Origin of the sequence: Curtobacterium sp. UNCCL20 (assembly GCF_900101675.1) — a bacterium.
Taxonomy (GTDB): domain Bacteria; phylum Actinomycetota; class Actinomycetes; order Actinomycetales; family Microbacteriaceae; genus Curtobacterium.
This window is the reverse complement of record NZ_FNKG01000002.1, coordinates 721,835-745,519: the sequence shown is the minus strand read 5'-3', so window position 1 is coordinate 745,519 and position 23,685 is coordinate 721,835. Positions and strand designations below refer to the sequence as shown.

At 72.0% G+C, this 23,685-nt stretch carries 21 protein-coding genes; 13 read left to right on the top strand and 8 right to left on the bottom strand.

The window, feature by feature from the left end:
- Positions 1–37: 37 nt before the first annotated feature.
- The 5 genes from BLT36_RS12845 (at position 38) to BLT36_RS12825 (ending at position 5,299) form a co-directional block, all read left to right on the top strand.
- The gene (locus tag BLT36_RS12845; protein ID WP_092095629.1) at positions 38–940 is read left to right on the top strand and encodes an ABC transporter permease; all 903 of its coding nucleotides are present in this window, start codon (positions 38–40) and stop codon (positions 938–940) included.
- Between the two features lie 3 nt (positions 941–943).
- On the top strand, positions 944–2,173 hold the full coding sequence (locus BLT36_RS12840) for an ABC transporter ATP-binding protein (RefSeq protein ID WP_092095628.1): 1,230 nt from the start codon (positions 944–946) through the stop codon (positions 2,171–2,173).
- Positions 2,092–3,207 carry a glycosyltransferase family 2 protein gene (locus BLT36_RS12835; RefSeq protein ID WP_092095626.1) on the top strand — a complete coding sequence of 372 codons (1,116 nt, stop codon included), beginning with the start codon at positions 2,092–2,094 and terminating at the stop codon, positions 3,205–3,207. The genes BLT36_RS12840 and BLT36_RS12835 overlap by 82 nt, the downstream gene beginning before the upstream one ends.
- A gap of 74 nt (positions 3,208–3,281) precedes the next feature.
- Entirely contained in the window at positions 3,282–4,448 is a 1,167-nt protein-coding gene (locus BLT36_RS12830) for a glycosyltransferase family 4 protein (RefSeq protein WP_254787609.1), read from the top strand.
- The gene (locus BLT36_RS12825; RefSeq protein WP_092095623.1) at positions 4,445–5,299 is read left to right on the top strand and encodes a glycosyltransferase family 2 protein; all 855 of its coding nucleotides are present in this window, start codon (positions 4,445–4,447) and stop codon (positions 5,297–5,299) included. Before BLT36_RS12830 ends, BLT36_RS12825 begins: the two co-directional genes overlap by 4 nt.
- A gap of 193 nt (positions 5,300–5,492) precedes the next feature.
- Here the strand turns inward: BLT36_RS12825 and BLT36_RS12820 are convergent, their stop codons facing one another.
- The 3 genes from BLT36_RS12820 to BLT36_RS12810 are packed head-to-tail and all read right to left on the bottom strand — an operon-like array spanning position 5,493 to position 8,858.
- Positions 5,493–7,367 (bottom strand): glycosyltransferase, encoded by a 1,875-nt coding sequence (locus BLT36_RS12820; RefSeq protein WP_139166463.1) that lies wholly within the window; start codon positions 7,365–7,367, stop codon positions 5,493–5,495.
- Between the two features lie 8 nt (positions 7,368–7,375).
- Positions 7,376–8,239, bottom strand: coding sequence for a glucose-1-phosphate thymidylyltransferase RfbA (rfbA, locus tag BLT36_RS12815; protein WP_092095620.1), 864 nt, complete (start codon positions 8,237–8,239; stop codon positions 7,376–7,378).
- A 10-nt stretch (positions 8,240–8,249) separates the two neighbouring features.
- Positions 8,250–8,858, bottom strand: coding sequence for a dTDP-4-dehydrorhamnose 3,5-epimerase family protein (locus BLT36_RS12810; RefSeq protein ID WP_092095618.1), 609 nt, complete (start codon positions 8,856–8,858; stop codon positions 8,250–8,252).
- Positions 8,859–8,998: 140 nt separating this feature from the next.
- On the opposite strand from BLT36_RS12810, the gene BLT36_RS12805 reads away from it, so the two are divergent.
- The 6 genes from BLT36_RS12805 (at position 8,999) to BLT36_RS12780 (ending at position 15,488) form a co-directional block, all read left to right on the top strand.
- Positions 8,999–9,940, top strand: a complete 942-nt coding sequence (locus tag BLT36_RS12805) for a glycosyltransferase family 2 protein (protein ID WP_092095617.1) — start codon at positions 8,999–9,001, stop codon at positions 9,938–9,940.
- A complete protein-coding gene (locus BLT36_RS12800) occupies positions 9,930–11,513 on the top strand; it encodes a DUF2142 domain-containing protein (protein ID WP_092095615.1) in 1,584 nt (527 codons plus the stop codon). The genes BLT36_RS12805 and BLT36_RS12800 overlap by 11 nt, the downstream gene beginning before the upstream one ends.
- Positions 11,510–12,496 carry a dTDP-glucose 4,6-dehydratase gene (gene rfbB, locus BLT36_RS12795; protein ID WP_092095614.1) on the top strand — a complete coding sequence of 329 codons (987 nt, stop codon included), beginning with the start codon at positions 11,510–11,512 and terminating at the stop codon, positions 12,494–12,496. Before BLT36_RS12800 ends, rfbB begins: the two co-directional genes overlap by 4 nt.
- 14 nt (positions 12,497–12,510) lie before the next feature.
- Complete coding sequence (gene rfbD, locus BLT36_RS12790; RefSeq protein WP_092095612.1) at positions 12,511–13,362, top strand: dTDP-4-dehydrorhamnose reductase; 852 nt, start codon at positions 12,511–12,513, stop codon at positions 13,360–13,362.
- Positions 13,359–14,306, top strand: a complete 948-nt coding sequence (locus BLT36_RS12785; protein ID WP_175529635.1) for an NAD-dependent epimerase/dehydratase family protein — start codon at positions 13,359–13,361, stop codon at positions 14,304–14,306. The genes rfbD and BLT36_RS12785 overlap by 4 nt, the downstream gene beginning before the upstream one ends.
- Before the next feature lie 78 nt (positions 14,307–14,384).
- Positions 14,385–15,488: an acyltransferase family protein gene (locus BLT36_RS12780; RefSeq protein WP_092095609.1), complete on the top strand. Its 1,104-nt coding sequence runs from the start codon at positions 14,385–14,387 to the stop codon at positions 15,486–15,488.
- A 90-nt stretch (positions 15,489–15,578) separates the two neighbouring features.
- On the opposite strand, the gene BLT36_RS12775 is transcribed toward BLT36_RS12780, so the two are convergent.
- Positions 15,579–16,757, bottom strand: a complete 1,179-nt coding sequence (locus BLT36_RS12775; protein WP_092095607.1) for a glycosyltransferase family 4 protein — start codon at positions 16,755–16,757, stop codon at positions 15,579–15,581.
- 29 nt (positions 16,758–16,786) lie between these two features.
- Here BLT36_RS12775 and BLT36_RS12770 point away from each other — a divergent pair, with 29 nt between their 5' ends.
- Both BLT36_RS12770 and BLT36_RS12765 read left to right on the top strand, forming a co-directional pair.
- Complete coding sequence (locus BLT36_RS12770; protein ID WP_092095605.1) at positions 16,787–17,842, top strand: lysylphosphatidylglycerol synthase transmembrane domain-containing protein; 1,056 nt, start codon at positions 16,787–16,789, stop codon at positions 17,840–17,842.
- Between the two features lie 57 nt (positions 17,843–17,899).
- A complete protein-coding gene (locus tag BLT36_RS12765; protein WP_092095603.1) occupies positions 17,900–19,042 on the top strand; it encodes a glycosyltransferase family 4 protein in 1,143 nt (380 codons plus the stop codon).
- A gap of 16 nt (positions 19,043–19,058) precedes the next feature.
- Here BLT36_RS12765 and purE read toward each other — a convergent pair whose 3' ends face one another.
- The 4 genes from purE to BLT36_RS12745 all read right to left on the bottom strand — a co-directional run bounded on the left by purE (position 19,059) and on the right by BLT36_RS12745 (position 23,550).
- Positions 19,059–19,571: a 5-(carboxyamino)imidazole ribonucleotide mutase gene (gene purE, locus BLT36_RS12760; protein WP_092095602.1), complete on the bottom strand. Its 513-nt coding sequence runs from the start codon at positions 19,569–19,571 to the stop codon at positions 19,059–19,061.
- 9 nt (positions 19,572–19,580) lie between these two features.
- On the bottom strand, positions 19,581–20,690 hold the full coding sequence (locus tag BLT36_RS12755) for a glycosyltransferase (protein WP_092095601.1): 1,110 nt from the start codon (positions 20,688–20,690) through the stop codon (positions 19,581–19,583).
- Between the two features lie 19 nt (positions 20,691–20,709).
- Entirely contained in the window at positions 20,710–22,215 is a 1,506-nt protein-coding gene (locus tag BLT36_RS12750) for a glycoside hydrolase family 6 protein (protein WP_092095600.1), read from the bottom strand.
- A gap of 198 nt (positions 22,216–22,413) precedes the next feature.
- Positions 22,414–23,550 (bottom strand): 5-(carboxyamino)imidazole ribonucleotide synthase, encoded by a 1,137-nt coding sequence (locus tag BLT36_RS12745; RefSeq protein ID WP_092095599.1) that lies wholly within the window; start codon positions 23,548–23,550, stop codon positions 22,414–22,416.
- Between the last annotated feature and the right edge of the window lie 135 nt (positions 23,551–23,685).

Here is a 23,685-nt window from a genome sequence, read left to right as displayed (position 1 = left end):
TGCTGTTCCGGTCCTGCCCCCACGAACGAAGAGACGAATGGTCGATCAAGCCCGCATGGCGGCGCTCGCGAAGGAGCCCCTCGTCGTGATCGGCGCTCCGACGAGTGCCTTCCGAGGAACCTGGCGCGAGCTGCGCGACGTCTTCCACCAGCGCGAGATGCTCGGGATGCTGATCCGCCGCGACCTCAAGGCGCGGTACAAGGACTCGGCCCTCGGGTTCGTGTGGACGCTGGTGCGTCCGCTGACCCAGCTCCTCATCTACTACTTCGTCATCGGCAAGGTGCTCGGCGCCGCCCACGGCATCGACAACTTCGCGATCTACGTCTTCACCGGCCTCAGCGCGTACACGCTCTTCAGCGAGATCGTCGCCGGGTCGACCGGCTCGATCGTCGGCAACAGCGGGCTCATCAAGAAGGTCTACGTCCCACGAGAGGTCTTCCCGCTCGCGAGCGTCGGTGCGGCCCTGGTGAACTTCGCGATCCAGTTCTGCATCCTCCTGGCAGCGACGCTCGTCCTCGGGCAGTTCCCGTGGCACGGCGGCCTCGTCTACCTCATCCCGTCGCTGCTGGTGATCCTGGTCTACGGTGCGGCGATCGGACTCGTCCTGGCGGCGCTCAACGTCTACCTGCGCGATGTCCAGTTCGTCATCGACGTCGGACTCATGGTGCTCCTCTGGGGATCGCCCATCGTGTACTCGTACGCGATGGTGCTGAAGGAGGTCACCGCGCCGTGGCTCCTCACCCTCTACACGAACAACCCGTTGACCCTGGCCGTCCTCGGCCTGCAGAACGCGATCTGGCTGCACGACCCGGCGACGGTCGTCTACCCCGGTCACCTCATGACCCGCCTCGGCATCGCGTTCGTGATCGGGCTGTTCTGCCTCCTCGGTGCGCAGCGGGTGTTCTCCCGTCTGCAGGGCAACTTCGCGCAGGAGCTGTAGACCATGGCCATCAGCACCCCCGTCGCCCCGTCGACCACCGGCGACACCGCCGAGCGCCCCGACGTCATCGTCATCGACCACGTGCGCAAGCGGTTCGTCGTCCGCAAGGACAACACGATCCGCGAGCGCATCGTCACCCTGGGCCGCGCCGGCCGGAAGCACCGTCAGGACTTCTGGGCGCTCGACGACGTCACCGTGTCGATCCAGGCGGGCACCACCGTCGGCCTGATCGGCCAGAACGGCTCCGGCAAGTCGACGCTCCTCAAGGCCATCGGCGGCATCATCCAGCCGACGTCCGGCACGGTCTCCCGCCGAGGACGTCTGGCCGCGCTGCTCGAGCTCGGCGCCGGGTTCCACCCCGACCTGTCCGGCCGCGAGAACGTGTTCCTGAACGCGAGCCTGCTCGGCCTCAGCCGCAAGGAGACCGAGGAGCGCTTCGACGACATCCTCGCGTTCTCCGGCATCGGCGACTTCATCGACACCCAGGTGAAGTTCTACTCGTCCGGCATGTACGTGCGACTCGCCTTCGCGGTCGCCGTGCACACCGACCCCGACGTCCTGCTCGTCGACGAGGTCCTCGCCGTCGGTGACGAGGCCTTCCAGCGCAAGTGCCTCGACCGCATCCGCTCCTTCCAAGAGCAGGGGAAGACGATCATCATCGTCACGCACTCCCTCAGCCAGGTGCAGGAGATGTGCGACCGTGTGGTCCTCCTCAACAAGGGCAAGGTCCTGCACGACGGCGACGCGGTCCAGGCGGTCAGCATGTTCCGCGACGTGCTCGAGGAGCGCCGCTCCGACGAGCTCAGCGCGGACGTCGCCGTCGGCCGCGGCACCGTGCTCGGCGCGACCGTGCAGGTCGACGGGAAGCCCCACCGTGCACCGGTCACCCCCGGCGACGACCTCGTCGTCGACATGGAGTTCGAGCACCTCGACGGCGTCTCCGACTGGGAGGCCGCGGTCCAGATCAACAACACCGGCGGTCAGGTCGTCTACGGCACGACCACCGGCATCATGGGCATCCACCTCGAGCCGCTGCACGGCCGCCGGAAGCTCCGTCTCCGCATCGCGGACACGAACTTCGGCACCGGCAAGTACTTCATCAACGTGTCGATGATGGACTCCGCCGGACGGCACCTCCACGACCTGCCCGAGTGCGACTCGTTCGAGGTCCCCGCGTTCGGCGACGCTGTCGGCACCGTCTACGCCAAGCCCTCCATCGAGGAGCTCGGCTGACGCTGCACGACGGCGGCACCCGCACCGCGGTCGTCGTCGTCAACTGGAACCGCGCCGACCTCACCACCCGGGCGGCGCGCGCCGTGCTCGACGACGGCACCGCCGACCGGGTGATCGTCGTCGACAACGGCTCCACCGACGACTCGGTCGCGGTGCTCCGGCGCGCCCTGCCGGACGCGACGGTGCTCGCGCTCGACACGAACGGCGGGTTCGCAGCGGGTGCGAACGCGGGCGTCCGGCACTCGGACGCCGACGTCGTGGTCCTCCTCAACAACGACGCGGAACCCGCCCCGGGATTCGTCGCGGCCCTCCGCGACCACCTCGTCGCCGCCCCGGCCGACGTCGCCGCGGTGACGGGCCGCATCGTGCTCGCCGGGCGCTGGACGCGCCTCCCGGCCGGCACTGCCGCGGGATCCGACCAGCGCGTGCTGCGGGACCACGACGGCCGCCTGTGGGTGCCGTCGGCCGACGGCGAGACGCGCCTGAACTCCACCGGCGTCCGTCTCGACCGCGACGGGAACGGCATGGACCGCGACTGGTTCGCACCCGCCGACCGCGTCGCGGCCCCCGCCGTCTTCGGCTTCTCCGGCGGTGCTGCGGCGCTCCGCCGCGCCGCGCTCGAGGACGTCGGCCCGCTCGACGAGTCGCTGTTCATGTACTACGAGGACGCCGAGCTCGCCTGGCGCCTCCACCGTCGCGGCTGGCGCGTCGAGTACGTCGCCGACGCGGTCGTCGTGCACGACCACTCGGCGTCCTCCGGTGTGCAGAGCGAGCTCTTCCTCTTCCGCAACGCCCGCAACCGACTGGTCGTCGCCCTCTGGCACGCGCCGTGGCCGACGGTGCTCCGCGCGGCGGCACGGACCCTGGCGCGCGGCCTCCGCGGGCTGACGGGGGGATCCACCAGACGGGAGGCACGGCTCGTCCTGGCAGCGCTGGCCGACGTCGTCCGGCACCTCCCCGCGCACCTCGCGCACCGCGTCCGCCAGTCGCGGGTCGCGTCCGTCCCGCGCCGTGCGGTGGACCCGGGCGCATGAGCGCTTCGGGCTATCCTGGACGCTCCCCCGTCGACGGTCCCGGCCGCCGCGTCCCCGCACGGAAGGAACCACGCGTGCCGCAGCTCACCGTCCTCATCGACGGGACCGCGGTACCCGAGGCCCTGGGCGGCGTCGGACGCTACGTCGAGGGGGTCGTCTCGCACCTCACCGACCCCGGCCTCGACGTCCACCTCGTCGTGCGCCCCGTGCACGCCGACCACTTCCGTGCACTCGCACCGCACGCCACCGTGCACACCGCCCCGGCGTGGACGGACTCGGTCCCGCTGCGGTTCGTCTGGGAGCAGACCGGGCTGCCCGCACTCGGTCGCCGCCTCGGTGCCGCGGTGCTGCACTCGCCGCACTACACGTTCCCGTTCACCTGGCGACGCGGGTCCGTCGTCACCCTGCACGACGCGACGTTCTTCTCGAACCCGGAGTGGCACTCGCGGCTGAAGCGCACCTTCTTCACCTGGTGGAGCCGACGGTCCCTCCGCACCCGACCCGTCGTCGTCGTGCCGAGCGCGGCCACCGCGACCGAGGCCGCCCGGGTCGTCAGCGGCATCCGCGCCGACGTCCGGGTCGCACCGCTCGGGGTCGACCGCGAGCGCTTCCACGAACCGTCGGTGGCCGAGGTCGAGGACGCCCGCATCGCCGCGGGCCTGCCCGACGACGCCGCCTGGATCGCGTTCCTCGGCACGATCGAGCCCCGCAAGAACGTCACCGCCCTGCTCGACGCCTACGCCGCAGTCCGCGGTGCCCGGGACGCCACCGGCTCCCCGACGCCGTGGCTCGTGTTGTCCGGCGCTCGCGGCTGGGACGACGCCGCGATCGAGCGGCTCGACGCGCTGCAGGACGCGGACCACGTCGTCGAGGCCGGGTACCTCCCGCTCGAGGACCTCGCCGGTTTCCTCGGCGGCGCGGAGTTCGTCGTCTACCCGTCGCTCGGCGAGGGCTTCGGCCTGCCGGTGGTCGAGGCGATGGCGACCGGCGCGTGCGTCCTCACCACGCGCCGCCTGTCGCTGCCCGAGGTCGGTGGTGACGCCGCCGTGTACACCGAGCCCGACGCCGAGGCGTTGGCGGCCGCCCTCGCAGCGCTGCTCGACGACCCCGACCTCGTGACCGCGCACCGGGCAGCCGCGCTCCGTCGCGCCGAGGACTTCACGTGGGACGCCACGGCAGCCGTGCACGTCTCGGCGTACCAGGACGTCGCTGCCCGTGCCACGGCCGGAGGTGCGCGATGACCCGCGTGGCGGTCCTGACGGTGACCTACAACACCGGTGAGACGATCCGGCCGTTCCTCGCGAGCGTCGAACAGGCGTCGTCGTCCCCGGTCGCCGTGGTGATCGCGGACAACGGCTCAGCCGACATCGACGCGCTGCGGGCGATCGGCGAGTCCTACGGCGCCGTCGTGGTGTCCTCCGGCGGGAACCGCGGCTACGGCGGAGGCATCGACGCCGCCCTCGCCGCGCTCGACGACGTCCTGCCCGACGTCCGTCCGGAGTTCCTGCTCGTCACGAACCCCGACGTCGTCCTCGAGCCCGGCTCGATCGACGAGCTCGTGGCCGCTGCCGACCGGCTGCCCGAGGGTGGGTCGTTCGGCCCGCGGATCCTCGACGACCAGGGCGAGACCTACCCGTCCGCCCGGCGGCTGCCCTCGCTCCGCACCGGCCTCGGTCACGCGGCGTTCTCGCGCGTCTGGCCGGCGAACCCGTGGAGCCAGCGCTACTGGTCCACCACGCAGGTCGTCGAACGCGAGGCCGGCTGGCTCTCCGGCGCGTGCTTCCTCATCCGCACGGACCTGTTCCGGCAGCTCGGTGGCTTCGACGAGTCGTACTTCATGTACTTCGAGGACGTCGACCTCGGGCAGCGCGTGGGCCTCGCCGGGCGCGCGAACGTGTACGTGCCGACCGCCGTCGTGACCCACACCGGTGCGCACTCGACGTCGTCGAACCGGCGCCGGATGGAGATCGAGCACCACCGGAGCGCCTACCGGTTCCTGTCGCGGAAGTACCGGGCGTGGTGGCTGTGGCCGCTCCGTGCCGTGCTGCGGGTCGGCCTGGCCGTCCGTGCGCGCTGGGTGACGCGCAAGTAGCGCACCCGGCCGGGTCCGGTCCGTGCGGGTCGGGGCGGGTCGGCCGGGTCGGTCCGGTCCGTGCCAGCAAAACACCGGTGTTCGTCGAACGCACCCCGACATGTGCGGGCGCGTCGGACGAACACCGGTGTTCAGCAGGACCACGGACGGGTCCGGCCGGGTCCAGTCGGGGCGGGGCGCGGGGGCGCGGGGGTCAGCCGCGGAGACGCGTGCGCTCGGCGCGGGCGGCGTCGAGCAGCACGCGGGCCCGGGCGTCGAACGAGTGCTCGGCAGCGATCCGGGCCGCGATCGCCGCACGGTCGCCGGGCGAGGGCCACGGGTGCGCCGGGTCGAGCAGCTCGGCGAGTTCCTCCCGAGAGCGGGCGACGGCGACGGTCGGCAGGTCGAGCACGCCGGACAGCCCCGCCACCGGGTCGGTCACGACGACGCCTCCGGACGCGAGCACGTCGAACACCCGGTTCGACACGAAGCCCCCGGCGGCCATGTCCGGCCAGTGGTCGTTGAGGACGACCCGGGCGGCTGCGTAGGCACGCGCGACCTCGGCTCGTGGGAGTGACGACTCCCCCAGCGCCCCGGCGGGGACGAGCCCGGACCACCCCGGCCCGTGCACCCGCAGGTCAGCGCCGACCGCCACCGCGTCGGTCACCACCGGGCGGGACGTCCCCCGGGTGGACCCGACGAAGACCACGCGACCGGCGTCCTCGGTCGCCGCGGCAGCGGATGTCGCAGCGGCGGAAGGCCGGAACACGGCCGGGTCGGTGGCCTGCAGGAGCGTCGTCACCGGCACGCCGGAGCGCTCCGTGGCGGCGGCCGCCCACACCGGCCCAGCGGCGAACGCCCGATCGAACGTCCGGAGCTCGGTGTCGGTCACGTCGTCGGGGTGGCTGATCACCCAGAGCAGGTTCACCGACGCCGGGTTCGGCGGCACCCGGTCGAGTCCCCGGATGACGAGCGTCACGTCGTCGGCATCGTCGTCGTCCCGCACGTGGGCGTCGCGCCGGTCGATCCGGACGCGCTGGCCGAGCCGCTCGAGGGCCCCGGCCAGCTCGGCGGCGAAGTGCACGTCGCCCCAGCCGTCGCCCTCGGGACCGGCGGGCGCCGCGATCTTGATCGACCACGCGAGGTGCTCGGCGGCCGGGACGCCCGGGGACGCGGGCGCGACCGGCCGAGCGCCCCACGGCGGCAACGGCGGCCCGGCCACGACCGAGCCGGTCCCGTCGACGGCGCGGTCGCGCCATGCCGAGACGGCGTCGACGGTCGCCGCGTCGACGGTGCGCCCGGCCTCGGCCGAGCGCTCGAGCGCCCACACCACCGCGACGTCACGATCGGTGCGGTCCGCGACCGCGCGGCTCCACGCCGACAGCGTGGTGCGTTCGTCCGGGAGGCACGGTGCGGGGACCAGCGCACGTCCCGGCATCGCCAGTGCGGGCTGGTCCGCCGCGAAGACGGTCGCAGCGGGTGCGGTGCCGTCGCGTGCTGCGAGGACCATCTGCCGGAGCTCCTCGTCACCGGGTGCGACCGACGCGCTGTCGTCGCTCCAGGGCAGCGCCCCGGGCCGGAGGAGCCTGGCCCCGTGGCGCGCGGAGCCGTCGGCGAGCCACACGCGCGCCTGCCCCACACCGTGGGCACCCGCCTCGGCGAGTACCTGGAGGTCCTGGTCCGTGACGCCCACGGTCGAGTCCACCACGACGAGCACGCCGCGCACCCCACCGCCGACCCCGGCGTTCACGGCCGACCCGATGCCGTCGACGGCATCCGGCCGCACCCACGGCACACCCGGGGGCGACGGCAGGAGCGGCGACGCGTCCGCGACGTAGGCCACGGCACGGACGTCCGCCTCGGGACCGAAGGCGGTCCGGGCCGCGGTGACCATCGCGGGCAACCGGTCGTGGCGGTCGGACCGGCTGACGAGGAGCACGGTGACGCCGATCTGCCGGACCTCGGCCGGGCCGTCGAAGCCGGCCACCCGCACGGGCGACGCCGCCGTCGCGGACGGGTGTCGCGCCTCCTGGACCGCATCCGGATCGGAGGGCGTCGCGTCGCGACGGCGGCGTCTGAAGATCGCCACGGGGGTGGCTAGGCGGAGAGGAGCCGCTGGAGGTAGACGCCGTAGCCGCCCTTGACGAGCGGCGCGGCGAGGTCGGCGAGCTGCGCGTCGTCGATCCACCCGTTGCGCCAGGCGATCTCCTCGATGCAGCCGATCTTGAAGCCCTGACGGTCCTCGATGACCTTCACGTACTCGGACGCCTGCATCATCGACTCGAACGTACCGGTGTCGAGCCAGGCCGTGCCGCGGTCGAGGACCTGCACGCCGAGCTCCCCCGCCTCGAGGTAGCGCTCGTTGACCGTTGAGATCTCGAGTTCGCCGCGGGCGCTCGGCTCGATCGTCTTCGCGATCTCGATGACCTTGTTGTCGTAGAAGTACAGACCGGGGACGGCGTAGTTCGACTTCGGCTCCGCCGGCTTCTCCTCGATGGAGACCGCGGTGAAGTCGTCGTCGAACTCCACCACGCCGTACGCCTTCGGGTCGGCAACGTGGTACGCGAAGATCGTCGCACCCTCGACCTCGGTGTTCTTCCGGAGGTTCGTGCCGAGGCCCGTGCCGTGGAAGATGTTGTCGCCGAGGACCAGCGCGACGCTGTCGTCGCCGATGAAGTCCTCGCCGATGACGAACGCCTGCGCGAGGCCGTCCGGGCTCGGCTGCACGGCGTACTGGATGTCCATGCCGAGGGCCGAGCCGTCGCCGAGGAGCGCGCGGAACTGGTCGTTGTACTCCGGGGTCGTGATGATGAGGACCTCGCGGATGCCCGCCATCATCAGCGTCGACAGGGGGTAGTAGACCATCGGCTTGTCGTAGATCGGCATCAGCTGCTTGCTGATGCCCTTGGTGATCGGCCAGAGGCGCGTGCCGGAACCGCCGGCGAGGATGATGCCCTTCATCGGTCTTCCCTTACTTCTTCGTGCGGAGGGACTCGGTGTACGCGACGCACTCCTCGTACGTCGGCAGCAGCCCCTGCTCGGCGGCCTGCTCGAGCGTCGGCGCGGTGGTGTCCTTCTCGGAGAGGACCGGCTCGCCGATGCCGTCCGGCAGCGTCAGGCCGACGGTCGGGTCGAGGATGCTGATCCCCTTCTCGCGCTGGGGGTCGTAGTGCGCGCTGACCAGGTAGTTCACGGTCGACTGGTCCTCGAGCGCGACGATCGCGTGACCGAGGCCCTCGGACAGGTAGACGGCCCGGCGGTCGACGTCGTCGATGCGGACCGAGTCCCACTGCCCGAACGTCGGCGAGCCGACGCGGATGTCGATGATGTAGTCGATGAACGCACCGCGGACGGCGGTGACGTACTTGGCCTGGCTCGGCGGCACGAGGGCGTAGTGGATGCCCCGGGCGACGCCGGCCGCCGAGATCGACATGTTCACCTGGCGGAGGTCGAGCGGGTGACCGACGGTGTCCTCGAGGACGTCGGCCCGGTACGCCTCGAGGAATGCTCCTCGTGCGTCGCCGTGCTGGACGGGCGTGAACTCCCACGCGCCGGGGATCTTCAGTTCGCGGATCTGCACCGGAGCAGCCTAGCAAGGGCTCTGGTACACCACACATCGGGGGCCGAACGGCGGCGTCGCGCTCCCAGGACACGCGCGTCGCATAGGCTGTCCTGGTTTCGAGCACGTTGCCGACTCCCTGAAACGAGACACCGCGACCCGTGAAGCTATTCGTCCAGATCCCCTGCCTCAACGAGGAGAACACCCTCGCCAGCGTCATCGACTCGATCCCGCGTGAGATCGACGGCATCGACGAGATCGAGATCCTGGTCATCAACGACGGCAGCACCGACCGAACGGTCGAGGTCGCCAAGGAGCACGGTGTGAAGCACTTCGTGCACCACACCACGAACATGGGTCTCGCCCGCTCGTTCCGTGACGGCGTCGACTACGCGCTGCTGCACGGTGCCGACATCGTCGTGAACACGGACGGTGACAACCAGTACCCGCAGGCGCAGATCGCCGACCTCGTCCAGCCGATCCTCCGCAAGGAGGCCGAGATCGTCATCGGCGACCGGCAGACCCGGACGATCGAGCACTTCTCCGGGTTCAAGAAGCTCATGCAGCGCTTCGGCTCGTGGGTCGCGTCCCGAGCCGCTGGGCTCGACCTGCCCGACGCCGCCAGCGGGTTCCGTGCCTACTCGAAGTACTCGCTCATCCGGCTGAACATCGTGACGCGCTTCAGCTACTGCATGGAGACGATCGTGCAGGCGGGCTACAAGCGCCTGGCGATCGCGTCGATCCCGATCACGACGAACCCGAAGACCCGTGAGTCCCGGCTGTTCAAGAACATCTGGCAGCACATGTTCCAGTCCGGCTCGGCGATCGCCCGCGTCTACCTGATGTACCGCCCGATGGCGCTGTTCCTCTGGGTCGCCGCCGTCCTCGGTGTGCTCGGACTGTGGCCGCTCGTCCGCTACCTGGTGCTCCTCGCGATGCACACCGGCGGCAACCACCTGCAGTCGATCATCCTGGGGGTGGTGCTGCTGATCACGGCCGTCCTCGCGATCGTGATCGGTGTGGTGGCGGACCTCACTCGCCTGAACCGCACGCTCGCCGAGGAACAGCTCGACCTGCAGAAGCTCCAGCGCTATGGCGACTGAGACCATCGGCGCTCCGCCGGTGACCCGGGGGGAACGACGCGCCGTCATCGCGCTCACCGCGGCGTTCGCGCTGGTCCTGACGCTGTGGGCGTTCCTGACGCCCATGTTCTCGGCGCCGGACGAAGCCGCGCACTACGACGCCGCCGAACAGCTGGCGCTCGGCTACGGCTGGCCGGACCCGGGCGACATGGACCTCCTCGCCGTCACCTACGCCGAGCAGCAGCAGATCACCACCGTCGCGGCACCGAACCGCGAGACGGTGGCGTCGCTCATCGCGACGAACCCGGGCCACCACGACTTCGTCAACCAGATGACCCAGCACCCGCCGACGTACTACGCCGTCGGCGCTGGCGTGCTGAAGGCCATCGGGTTCTTCCACCTCCGGTGGGACATCGGTGTGATGGCGCTCCGCCTGATGGACGTCGTCATGCTCCTGCCGCTCCCGTTCCTCACCTGGGCGACGATCCGACGGGTCACCGGTTCCCCACGGACCGCGCTGGTCGGCGGACTGGCGCTCTTCGCCGTCCCGCAGCTCTTCCAGATCGGGTCCTCGGTCACGAACGACGCACCGATCATCGCGCTCGGTGGCGTCATCGCGTGGCTGCTCGTCCGCGCCCTGACCGGCGACGACCGATGGCGCACCGTGGTCTGGACGGGCGTCGCGCTCGCGGTCGCCTGTTCGATCAAGGGGACCGCTCTGCCCGCGGTGCCGTTCGTCGCGGTCGCCCTGCTCGTCGCCGGCCACGGGCGACTCTCCTGGGGTCGGCGGATCGCCCGCACCGCCGTCGCGGGAGCGGTCGTCGCCGTGCTCGGGTCCTGGTGGTGGATCCGCAACCTGGTCGTCTTCCACGCGCTGCAGCCCGACGGCGTGAGCGGCGTCCGCGACGAGAAGCCGTGGGGGCGTGAGCAGAGCGCCAACTTCGGCGACTTCTTCAACGTGGAGTGGGACCGGCTGTCGGCGTCCTTCTGGGGACAGTTCGGCGCGCTCCGGTACCCGATGACGCAGATCCTCACCGACTCGCTCACCGTGATCGCCCTCGCCGTGATCGTGGGCTGGGCGTTCCGCCGCTCCCCCGTGCGCGACGTCGCGATCGTGATGACGATCCTCCCCGGGCTGACGCTGATCAGCCAACTGCAGAACAACTTCGCGGCGTACAACAGCACTCAGCTCATCGCCGGTGCGCAGGGCCGCTACCTGTTCATGGCGATCATCCCGCTGCTCGTGCTCAGCGCGATCGGCTGGCGGAACCTGATGCCGCGGTTCGAGGACCGGGTGCGCTTCGGACGCATCGCCCTGTGGGCGTTCCCGCTCATCGGCGCGTACGGGTTCTCCGTCGCGTACCGCGGCTTCTACGAGAACACCCACCTGCAGGTCACCACGGACGGCCTCGGCCGCCTCGTGAACCTCTCCGCCGCCGGCCAGCTCGGCTTCGGCGCACTGGCAGCGCTCGCGGTCGTCTCCGTGGTGTGGGCGGCGTTCGAGATCCGACGCCAGACGACGGCCGCCCCCGGCCCGCTACAATCGCAGATCGATCCAACGCCAACGGCAACCCAAAGGAACCAGACCACGTGAAGATCCTCGTCACCGGCGGAGCCGGCTTCATCGGCTCGAACTTCGTCCGCCGCACCCTGCAGGACGCGTACCCCGGGCTCGAGGGCGCCGAGATCGTCGTCTACGACGCCCTGACCTACTCGGGCAACCTCGAGAACCTGGCGCCGGTCGCCGACTCGCCGCGCTACACGTTCGTGCAGGGCGACATCCGCGACGCCGCGAAGCTCGACGAGGTCATCCCCGGCATCGACGCGATCGTGCACTTCGCCGCCGAGTCCCACGTCGACCGCTCGGTCCGCGACTCCGGCATCTTCGTCGAGACGAACGTCGTCGGCACCCAGCGTCTGCTCGACGCTGCGCTCCGCCACGGCACCGAGCGCTTCGTCCAAGTCTCCACCGACGAGGTCTACGGCTCCATCAGCGAGGGCTCGTGGGACGAGGAGCGCCCGCTCGAGCCGAACTCGCCGTACTCGGCGTCGAAGGCCGGCAGCGACCTCCTCGCGCGGAGCTACCACCGCACGCACGGCCTGAACCTCTCGATCACGCGCTGCTCGAACAACTACGGGCCGTACCACTTCCCCGAAAAGGTCATCCCGCTGTTCGTCACGAACCTCATCGACGACAAGCACGTCCCGCTGTACGGCGAGGGCAACAACATCCGCGACTGGCTGCACGTCGACGACCACACCCGTGGCATCGCGCTCGTGCTCACCAAGGGCCGCGCGGGCGAGATCTACAACATCGGCGGTGGCACCGAGCTCACGAACAAGGAGCTCACCCAGCTGCTCCTCGACGCCACCGGCAAGGACTGGTCGTACGTCGACCGCGTCGCCGACCGGCTCGGCCACGACCTCCGCTACTCGGTCGACATCTCGAAGATCCAGGCCGAGCTCGGCTACGAGCCGAAGGTGCCGTTCGAGCAGGGTCTCGCCGACGTCGTCCAGTGGTACCGCGACAACCGTGCCTGGTGGGAGCCGCTCAAGGAGCGTGCGGCGCTCGCCTGAGCCCGGACCCGACGATGACCCGCACCCTCATCACCGGCGCCGCCGGCATGCTCGGTCGCGACCTGCAGCTCGCACTGCAGGGTCGTGACGTCACCGCGCTCGGACGCGCCGACCTCGACATCACCGACCCGGACGCGGTGGACGCAGCCGTCGCCGGGCACGACGTCGTGATCAACTCCGCGGCGTACACGAAGGTCGACGACGCCGAGACGCACGAGGCCGACGCCGCCGCGGTGAACGCCACGGGGCCGAAGCTGCTCGCCGAGGCCGCGGTGCGGCACGGTGCGAAGCTCGTGACGATCTCGACGGACTACGTGTTCGACGGCAACGGCACCGCGCCCTACGCCGAGGACGCCCCGACGGACCCGCTGAACGCCTACGGCCGCACCAAGGCCGAGGGTGAGGCGCACGTCCGCCGGATCGCACCGGACTCGTCCTACATCGTCCGCACCGCCTGGATCTACGGCGCGCACGGGCCGAACTTCGCCGCGACGATGCTCCGGCTCGCGGCGTCCCACGACACGGTCAAGGTCGTCACCGACCAGGTCGGCCAGCCGACGTGGACCGGCGACCTCGCCGCACGGATCGTGGAGCTCGTCGACGCGGACGCACCGGCGGGCATCTACCACGGCACGAACTCGGGCCAGGGGTCCTGGTACGACTTCACGAAGGCGATCTTCGCCGAGAACGGGCTCGACCCGGAACGGGTGCTGCCGACCGACAGCGCGTCGTTCGTACGCCCGGCCCCGCGCCCGGCGTACAGCGTCCTCGGACACGACGCGTGGTCGCGGGCCGGCCTCGCGCCGATGCGCGACTGGCGGACGGCGCTGCACGCGGCGACGGCCGCCGGGGTCTTCACCGCGTGAGCGATCCGGCTGTCCGCACGCTCGTCGTCGGGGCCGGGGGGTTCCTCGGCCGTGCGGTGCGACGAGCGTCGGCGGAGCGACCGCGCGCGACGGCGGCCGGTTCCGATGTCGTCCGCTCCGCATCGGTCCCCTGGGCCGACGAGGACGCCGCCGTCACCGCCCTGGTCGACGCGATCCGGACCGTCCGCACCCCCGACGCGCCCTGGCGGATCGTCTGGTCCGCCGGGACGGGTGTCGTCGCCACCGGCGCCGAGGTCTTCGAGGCCGAGCAGCGCCTGATCGGCCGCGTCCTCGAGACCGTTGCCGACGACGCGGCGGCCCCGGGCACGCTCTTCTTCGCGTCGTCGGCGGGCGCGGTGTACGCCGGCAGCGCCGACGCCCCGTTCGACGAGGGCACCGACCCGCACCCCCTCGCCCCGTACGGTCGGGCGAAGCTCGCGGCCGAGGCACGCTTCCGTGACTGGGCGACGACGACCAGCACCAGACTGCTCGTCGGCAGGTTCTCGAACCTCTACGGCCCGGGCGCGAACCTCGGCAAGGCCCAGGGGCTCGTGTCACAGCTCGCCCTGGCGCACCTCGAGGGGCGTCCGTCCTCGATCTACGTCCCCACCGAGACCACCCGCGACTACCTCTACATCGAGGACGCGGCGTCGATGGTCCTCGACGCCCTCGACCTCGTCGACGAGGAGCCGGCGGGCACCGCGGTGACGAAGATCTTCGCGTCCGGGCAGAGCGCGACGATCGCCGAGGTGATCGCGACGGTCGAGCAGGCGTTCGGCGAGTCCCTCGACGTCCGCGACGGCGCCGACCCGTCCGCCACCTTCCAGGGGCTCGATCTGCGGTTCGCGTCGCGGGTGCTCGCCGAGGTCGACGACCGGACGTTCACCGACTTCGCCGAGGGTGTCCGGCGCACGGTCGAGGCGCTGGGCCGCGACCGCCGCTGAGCGCAACAGGAACCTGGCCGTCGTCGTCCGCAGGGCCGACCGGACGGGAACGGCTCCTCGGGCGGGTACGATCTCCCCATGCGCGATCGCCCTGCGGGCAGGATCGGCTCGCTCGACGGTCTCCGTGGGATCGCGGCAGCGGTCGTCCTCGTCCACCATGCCTTCCTCACGGTGCCACCGTTGTCGAAGTCGAACTACGGGCTCGCCGTCCCGGACTCGCTGCTCTGGCTGACGAACTCGCCCTTGCACGTCATCTGGGCCGGGCGTGAGGCGGTCTTCGTCTTCTTCGTGCTGAGCGGCTTCGTGCTGACGCTCCCGGCACTCCGGCGCACGCAGGACTGGGTGGCCTTCTTCCCGAGCCGCGCGGTGCGGCTGTACATGCCCGTCGTCGCGTCGCTCCTCATCGCGCTGGTCCTGTACCTGCTCGTTCCGCGCACCTCGGACCCGCACCAGGCGCTGTGGGTGAACGCACACGCGCAGACGCTGTCCCTCCGCAGCCTGTTCGACGACTTCACGCTCGTCTCCCCGACGCTGCTCAACAGCCCGCTGTGGTCGCTGACGTGGGAGGTCCTCTTCTCCCTGCTCGTGCCGCTGTTCGTCTCCATCGCCGCGGTCACGATGCAGCGGTGGTGGCTCACCGCCATCGCCGGCGTCCTGCTGTCGGCCGCCGGCGAGTACCTGCACCTGCAGTGGCTCATCTACCTGCCGATGTTCCTCATCGGGTCGGCCCTGGCGGCGGGCTGGGAGCGCATCCGCGCCGTCCCGACCGGTCTCGGCTGGGGGCTCCTCGTGGCGAGCCTGCTCGGCATCTCGAGCCCGGCGTGGTTCCCGCCGCCGTTCTCGCACCCCGTCGTCGAGCAGGTGGTGATCCTGGCGGCGGCGTTCACGATCGTGCTGCTCGCCGGCAAGTGGCTCCCCGCGGAGCGCTTCCTGCTCGGCCCGGTCCCCCGCGAACTCGGGCGGATCTCGTTCAGCCTGTACCTGGTGCACGAGCCGATCGCCGTGTCCCTGGCGAACCTGCTGCCGGTGACGTGGTCGCCGTGGTGGACCGTGGTCGCGACGATCCCGATCGCGATCGGCGCGGCGTTCGTGTTCTCGCGTTTCGTCGAACTCCCGGCGCACCGGCTGGCGAAGGCCATCGCGAAGCGGCTGTCGTCGGGCGGGACCGCCGCCCGGGTCTGACCGGTCCTGTCGGGCGAGCACGACTCGACGGTTCGCTCAGGCGAACACGACTCGACGGTTCAGTCCGGCGAGCACGACTCGACGGTCCGCTCAGGCCCGCGCGGCCGCCAGCAGCTCGCGGTACCGGTCGCCGACGGCGTCGACGGTGTGCGCGGCGGCGGTCTGCGCAGCCGCCGAGCCCAGTCGCGACGCCAGTGCTGGGTCCGCGAGCAGGCGGTCGACGGCGGCGGCGAGGGCGTCGGCGTCCCCGGGCTCGACGAGCAACCCGTTCACGCCGTCCTCGATGACGTCGACGATGCCGGGCACCGCCGAGGCGACGATGGCGCAGCCCGCGGACATCGCCTCGAGGAGGGCGACGGGCAGGCCGTCGCGGTCACCGTTCGCGGCCGGTACGGACGGGTACAGCGCGATGGACGCCTTCGCGTACTCGGCTGCCAGGTCCTCTTTCCCACGCGCCCCGAGGAACGTCACGGCCGACCCGGCGCGCGCCTCGAGCTGCGCGCGGAGCGGACCGTCACCGACGACGGCGACCTCGCCGGGCGCGGTGGTCATGCGGTCGAGCGCGTCGAGGAGGACGGTCGCGCCCTTCTTCTCGACGAGGCGCCCGACGAAGAGCACCCGGCCGGGCACGCGCGTCTCGCGGGCGACGGCGCGGGTGATCGGGTCGAGGTCGACACCCATCGGCACGACGTGCACCTGCTCGTCGCGGGCCCCCAGCTTGCCGAGTTCCCGCGCCATGTCCGTGCTCATGCAGGTCACCGAGGCGGCGCTCCGGATCACGGATCGCTTCACGGCCTGGAGGAGCGGGTTGCGCAGTGCGTACAGGTCGCCCCCCAGCGTCGTCACGACGCGCGGCAGGTCGCCGAGGACGAGCTGTCCGACGGCTCCCTGCGGGATGATCCAGTGCAGGAGCGCAACGTCGGGCTGCGAGCGGCGGCGTTCGCGGCGGAGCGCGGCGGCCATCGACACGAAGAAGAACGGCACCTGCAGCCAGCGCGACTTCTTCGCCTTGAGGTTGTCCACGATGGCACCGTCGGCGAGGTCCCGCCAGCGCGCCGGGAAGTACCCGTAGCGGCGGACCTCGACGTCGCCGATGCGCTGGTGTGCGCGAGCACCCTTCGTCATCGGGGCCACGACCACAACGCGGTACTCGTCGGAGAGGGCGGTCGCGAGGTCGAGCACGAAGCCGGGGGTGCCGTCACCGGGCTCGGCCGGGAACGTCGACGCGGCGACGAGCAGGGTGGGACGAGGGTCCGCATCGGGTCGCATCCAGCGCGCTCCCTTAGAGTTGTCGGTCGATGGACGCACAACAGCCTACGGGGTCGGCCGCCGGGTCCCCGGACCCGCTCGACACCTCCACGGACGCCGCGACGGGAGCCGTCCCGACCACGGGACGGCGCGCCCGCGTGCTCACCGCGGTGAAGTGGGTCGCGGCCGTCGTCGCGGTCGCGTTCCTGGTCTGGAGCATCGCGAAGCAGTGGGGTGACATCTCCCGCGACTTCGTCCGACTCGACGCCGTGACGGTCGTCGTCGGCATCGTGTTCACGATCGTCGCCCTCGTCGCGAACATGCTGTCCTGGCGGGCGATGATGGCCGCGAGCGGGTACCGCGTCCGCCTGGCCGCCGCGTCCTCGATCTTCTTCGTCGGCCAGCTCGGCAAGTACATCCCCGGCGGTGTCTGGTCGATCGCCGCCCAGGCCGAGCTCGGGCGCGCACACGGACTCCAGCGCACCGGCAGCGCCGTCGCGGCCCTCGCGTCGATGCTCGTGAGCATGGTCACCGCCGCGCTGGTCGGCATCGTCGCCGTGCTGCTCGGTTCGTCGACCGGCTTCGCGACCTTCTGGTGGCTCATCCCGGTGATCGTGGTCGGGCTCGTGTGCCTCACGCCGCCCGTCCTCGGGCGCCTCATCGCCATCGCCTTCCGGCTGCTCCGTCGCCCGCCGCAGGACACCACCCTGACCTGGTCCGGCACGGTGATGTCCCTCGTCTGGTCCCTCGTGATGTGGATCGCGTACGGCGTGCAGGCCTCCGTGGTCCTCCGGGCGTTCGGCGCCGACTCCCCCGCACTCTTCCCGGTGGCCGTCGGCGCCTACGCGGTGGCATGGCTCGTCGGGTTCCTGGTGATCATCGCGCCGGCGGGCATCGGCCCGCGCGAGGGCATCCTCGTGCTCCTGCTCGGCAGCGTCGCGGGTGGGTCCGCACCCCTCGCCCTGGCGGTCATCAGCCGGGTGTTCATGACCATCGGTGACGTCGTCCTCGCCGGCGTCGGAGCCGTCCTGGCCGCTCGTCACCGGCGGGTCACGGCCGCCGCGACGCCGAGCGTGGCTGCCCCGGTTCCTCCCCGTGCGGACTGATATGGTCGGCTTCCGACCGAGCCGTGCGCACGGGAGCACCACGAGGAGGCGCACCGCATGACAACACTCCACGTCGTCGTCGACCAGGTCGTCGCCCCCGTGCCCGGTGGCATCGGTCGCTACGCGGAGGAACTCACGCGGCACCTGATCGAGAACGCCCCGGCGGGCTGCGACGTCGCCGGCATCGTCTCCGCCGTCGGCAAGGACGAGCTCGCGCACATCCGGACGCTCCTGCCCGGGCTGTCCGACCTCGACCGCCTCGCACTCCCGCGCCGTGAGCTCTCGCTCGCGTGGCAGGGCGGCTTCGTCGGCAGCGTCGGTCGCGGCATGGTGCACTCCCCGAGCGTCCTCGCGCCGCTCGTCAAGCACGACCGGTTCAGCGATCCGGGCCGGCAGACGGTCGTCACGGTGCACGACACCGTCCCGTGGACGCATCCGGAGACCCTGACGCCGCGTGGCGTGCAGTTCCACCGCGCGATGATCAAGCGCGCGTGGAAGCACGCCGACGCCGTCGTGGTGCCCACCCACGCGGTCGCCGGTGCCCTCAACGAGATCCACCGCTTCGACGACCGCCTGCGGGTCATCGGCGGCGCACCGAGTGGCCGGCTCCGCACCCCCGTCGACGCCGACCTCCGCGCCGAGCGCCTGGGTCTGCCGGAGCGCTACGTCCTCGCCGTGGGGACGCTCGAACCCCGGAAGGGGCTCGGGTACCTCATCGAGGCGATGGCCCACCCGGACGCCCCCGCCGACATCCCCCTCGTCATCGCCGGCCCGGACGGCTGGGGCGACGTCGACGTGTACGGCACCGCCGAGCGGGCCGGACTCGCCCGCGACCGGGTGAAGGTGCTCGGACGCATCGACGACGCCGACCTCGCGGTGGCCTACGGTCGGGCGACGGTGTTCGTCTTCCCGAGCCTCGCCGAGGGCTTCGGTCTGCCGGTGATCGAGGCGATGAGCTTCGGCACGCCGGTCATCCACTCCGACGACGACGCCGTGCGCGAGGTCGCGTCCGACGCCGGGGTCACGGTCGCCCGCGACCCGCGCGACTCCTACCCGGAGCGACTCGCGCAGGCCGTGTACCAGGTCGTCAACGACCCGCTGCTCGCCGGCCAGCTCGCGGTCGCCGGACCGGACCGGGCGCGGATGTTCGACTGGAAGGACTCGGCCGCCGAGACCTGGCAGCTGCACGCCGACCTCTGAGCGGTCGGCGCCGCGGTCAGAGCGAGTCGCGGAGGCGCTGCGCCTTCTCCTCGACGAGCTGCTCGAGGCCGTCGGCGTACTCGGCCAGGCGGGCGGCGACGGCGGGGTCGGAGGACCCGATGATGCGCGCGGCGAGGAGCCCGGCGTTCGCGGCGCCGTTGATCGCCATCGTCGCCACCGGGATGCCCGCGGGCATCTGCACGATCGAGAGCAGTGAGTCGAGGCCGTCGAGGCGGGCGAGCTGCACCGGGACGCCGATCACGGGCAGGGTGGTCATCGACGCGACCATGCCGGGCAGGTGTGCGGCGCCACCGGCACCCGCGATGACGACGCGGATGCCCCGGGCCGCGGCGCCGCGGGCGAAGCGGGTCATCTTGTCCGGGGTGCGGTGCGCCGAGACGACGTCCGCCTCGAAGGGGATGCCGAGCTCGGTGAGCATCTCCGCCGCGGGGCGCATCGTCGGCCAGTCGGAGTCGGACCCCATGATGATCGAGACGAGCGGCTGGACGGGGGCTGCGGTGTCGGTCACGCGACGAGCCTAGCCGAGCAGCACGGCGCGCCAGGTGTCACCGTCGTCGCCGATCACCCGCTCGTCGCGCACCCACCGGGCCGCGCCGGGGTCGGCCCGCCCGGCCTCCACCGCGAGGCGCACGGCGTCCCGCCAGGCCGAGGCGTCGTCGGGGACCGCGAGCACGCCGTGGTCCCGCGCGGCCCGGTACGACGGTCGGTCGGACACGACGGCGGGGAGCCCGAGCATCGTGTACTCGATCGCCTTGAGGTCGCTCTTCGCCCGGTTGAACTCCTCGTCGCGCAGCGGGGCGACTCCCGCGCGCCACCGCTGCCGGTGGTCGACGAGCCACCGGGCGAACGCCGGGTAGTGGCCGTCCGGCACCTCGACGCGGCGGTACCAGGCGGGTTCCTCCGGCTCGTCGGTGACGCCGATGACCTCGAGCCGGATCGGTGTGCCGTCCGCGGTGGTGAGGTCCGTGAAGACGTCCCGGAGCAGGGCGAGGTCGTCCCCGTGCGTGAGCGTCCCCATGTAGAGCACACGGTGCTCGTCCGTCGGGAGGTCCGGGTCGACCACCGGCTCCCCGGGTGTCCAGATGGTCGGGTCGAGGGCGTTCCGGACCACGACGACGCGTCGGGCGATCGGGCGCACGACCTCGGCGAGCTCGTCCGTGCTCACGATGACGAGGTCCGCCCCGCGCACCAGGGCGTCGATCGAGGCGAGCCGGTCCGGGTCGTACTCGGCGCGGGCGAGCCGCTCGCGCCCGGAGTCGGTGAAGAAGTCGTCGTCCACCTCGGCGGCGACCCGGACGCCGCGGGACGAGGCGGCTGCGAGGAACGGGGCCACGAGGTCCCTCGGCAGGATGTCCCGCTGCACGAGGAGGGCCGCGTACGGCGTGTCGTCGGCGCCGGCGACGAACGCCTCGGGGTCGACCTCGCGGACCTCGGCCGTGCCGGTGCGGGCCAGGTGTTCGACGCGCCGGACGACGCGCACGTGGGCGGACGCCGGGTGTGCGCCCCCGCCGCCCGCGACGACGTAGCCGAGCACGGGAAGCGGCTCGGGTGCCGAGGTCGCGGGGGCCGTCCTGGTCACGGCCCGGCGGACGCGGCCGACGGCACGACGGAGGAGATCACGCGGCATGCTGCCATCCTCGCAGGGTTCAGCGCACCGTCACCGTCGTGCAACCCATCGAGGTGTTGCCCCCGCCGCCGATGCCCACGGCCGTCAGGCAGATGCTCCGGCGACCGCTCGGGGCCGAGACCGTCACGGCGAACCCGTGGTTCGCGCCGACGTGGTGGACACGGTCGACGTCCGCTCGTCGCCCGGCAGCGGAGGTGCTGCCGACGAGGGTGCTCCCCACGGAGACTCGAACCGTGACGGGCTTCGCGACGTCGTCACGGTCGAACGCCCATCCACGGACGGTCACTCGGCCCTTCGACCCGGAGGCCGCGAGTTCGCGGTGCGCGACGGGCGCGACGGACGGGCCCTTCTTGACCGGCGCCGCCGGGGCAGCCGAGACCGTGGGCTTCGGCGTCGCCGAGACCGTGGGCTTCGGCGTCGCCGACACCGTCGGCTTCGGTGTCGCCGAGACCGTGGGCTTCGGCGTCGCCGAGGCGGACGCCGTCGGCGCGGCAGACGCCACCGGTGTCCCCAGCTTCGCGTTCGCCACCAGCGCCTGCGCGAACGCCGACCACCACTTGCCCGCCGCCGGACCGCCGCCGCACGTGCCGTCGCTCGCGCCGGGGGTCTTCACCCACAGCAGGGCGTCGAGCCGGGTGCCGTCGGAGACGACGCGCGGCGAGGTGCCGAGGCCCGACCCTGGGCCGTTGCACCAGGTGCCGCGCCAGCCCTGTCCGTTCCGTGAGGTGTCGATGACGTAGTGGGAGCCGCCCGTCGCGGCGGACACCTTCTCGGCGTACGCCTGCTCCTGGACGGTCGGGTAGTAGTTCGCGACGTTCGTGAAGAAGCCGCGAGCGTTCTGCACGCCGGCACTGTTCAGCCTCGAGGCCATCAGCGCGGGCTGCACCCAGTTCGAGTTGCCCGCGTCGAGGTACGCCGGGATGCCCGCGGCGGTGAGGGCGCTCACCTCGCGGGAGAGGATCCGGTAGCGCTGCTCGTCGAGCGTCTCGCTGCAGGCAGCGTTGCTGAGCATCGCGAGGGAGTCCGGCTCGACGATGACCGCCGCCCGGTGTCCGGCGAGGCGGGTGACGACCTGGTCGACCCAGGCGTCGTAGGTGGTCTCGTCGAACCCGCCGGCGGAGTAGCCGCCGCAGTCGCGCTGCGGGATGGCGTACGTCACGAACACGGCGGTCGTACCGGCGCGGTCGGCCCCGGCGACGGCGGCGTCGATCGTCCTGGTGAGGGTCGCGCCCTGCGTCCAGTCGCCGAGCCAGGTGGCGACCGGGTACTGCGCGATGGTCTTCGCGGCGGTGGCGCCCGCCGGGTCGCTGGTCGCGAGCGCGGTGGCCTGCTTCGCCGCCTCGCTCGTGTCGGAACGGTACGGCCCGGCGCCGTAGAGGCTGGCCGACGTGGCGGCGCGGAGCGCCGTGGCGCTCGTCGCCGCGGACGCGGAGGTCGGGACGAGCGCGCCCGCGGCGAGCGCGACGAGCGCGCCGGCGGCGGTGATGACGGTGGTGGTCGTGGTGCGGCGCGGCGCGCGGCGCATGTGGTGCTCCCTGGTGGTGACGGTCCCCTGACCCGTCCATGGGAGCACGTGGGCACCGGAGCAGTACACACGCCAGATCGGGTGCCACCCGACCGGGTGTCCCCGCTTCGGCGGACCAGCAGCAGGACGGACCTGGAGGCGCGTGGCGGGCCCGCCACGCGCCTCCAGGTCCGTCACCGGCCGCGCCGGGACCGCGCGTCAGTCGTCGAAGTGCGCCGCGGCGGACCGTGCCCGGTAGGTGACGTCGTCGACGTCGTCACCGATCACGGTGACGTGGCCGACCTTCCGGCCCGGTCGGGGGGCCTTGCCGTAGAAGTGGTACTTCGCCTCGGGGAACGCCTCGAGCGCGTCGGGGTACCGGGCGGCCAGGTCGCCGTCGGCAGGACCGCCGAGCACGTTGACCATCACGGCTGCGGGGGCGTGCATGCCGGTCGCGCCGAGCGGCAGGTCGAGGACGGCACGGAGGTGCTGCTCGAACTGGCTCGTGGTCGCACCGTCGATGGTCCAGTGGCCGGTGTTGTGCGGGCGCATCGCGAGCTCGTTGACGAGGATGCGCTCGTCGTCGGTCTGGAAGAGCTCCACCGCGAGCACCCCGGTCACGCCGAGCTCGGTCGCGATGCGGACGGCGAGGTCCTCGGCGGCGTCGGCCAGCCGGCCCGCGCTGTCCGGCGCCGGGGCGAACACCTCGGCGCAGACCCCGTCGCGCTGCACGGTCTCGACGAGCGGCCACGCGACGACCTCGCCGGAGGGACGGCGCGCGACGGACTGCGCGAGTTCGCGGGTGAAGGGGACGAGTTCCTCGACGAGGAGCGCCTGGTCGCCGGCGGCCTCGGCGACGGCGGTGAACCAGTCGGCGACGTCCGCGGGGTCGGAGACGACCCGGACGCCCTTGCCGTCGTAGCCGCCGCGGGCGGTCTTCACGACGGCACGGCCGCCGTGGTCGTCGAGGAACGCTTGCAGCGCGTCGGGGTCCTGCACGGCGGCCCAGTCGGGCACCGGCATGCCGAGCTCGGTCAGGCGGGTGCGCATCGTGATCTTGTCCTGCGCGACGGCGAGGGCGTCCGGGCCGGGGTGCACCGCGACGCCGGCGTCGACGAGCGCACGGAGGACGTCCTGCGGCACGTGCTCGTGGTCGAACGTGACGACGTCCACCTCGCGGGCGAACGCCAGGACGGTCGCGGCGTCGTGGTAGTCGCCCTCGGCGGTGGCGGCGATCGCGGCCGACATGCCCGGACCCTCCGCCAGCACCCGGATGTCGAGCCCGAGCTCGACCGCCGCCGGCACCATCATCCGTGCCAGCTGTCCTCCACCGATGACCCCGACGCGCAACGCCATGCTGTGTGTTCCTTCCGTCGTTCCCACCGTGCGGTGAGAGCGCACTGTCTACAATCGCTGTTCGGGTCGCCGATCTCGCGCGACCGCTGTTCGATCGTGCAGAGCACGACCAGCGACAACTCTACGGACCATGGA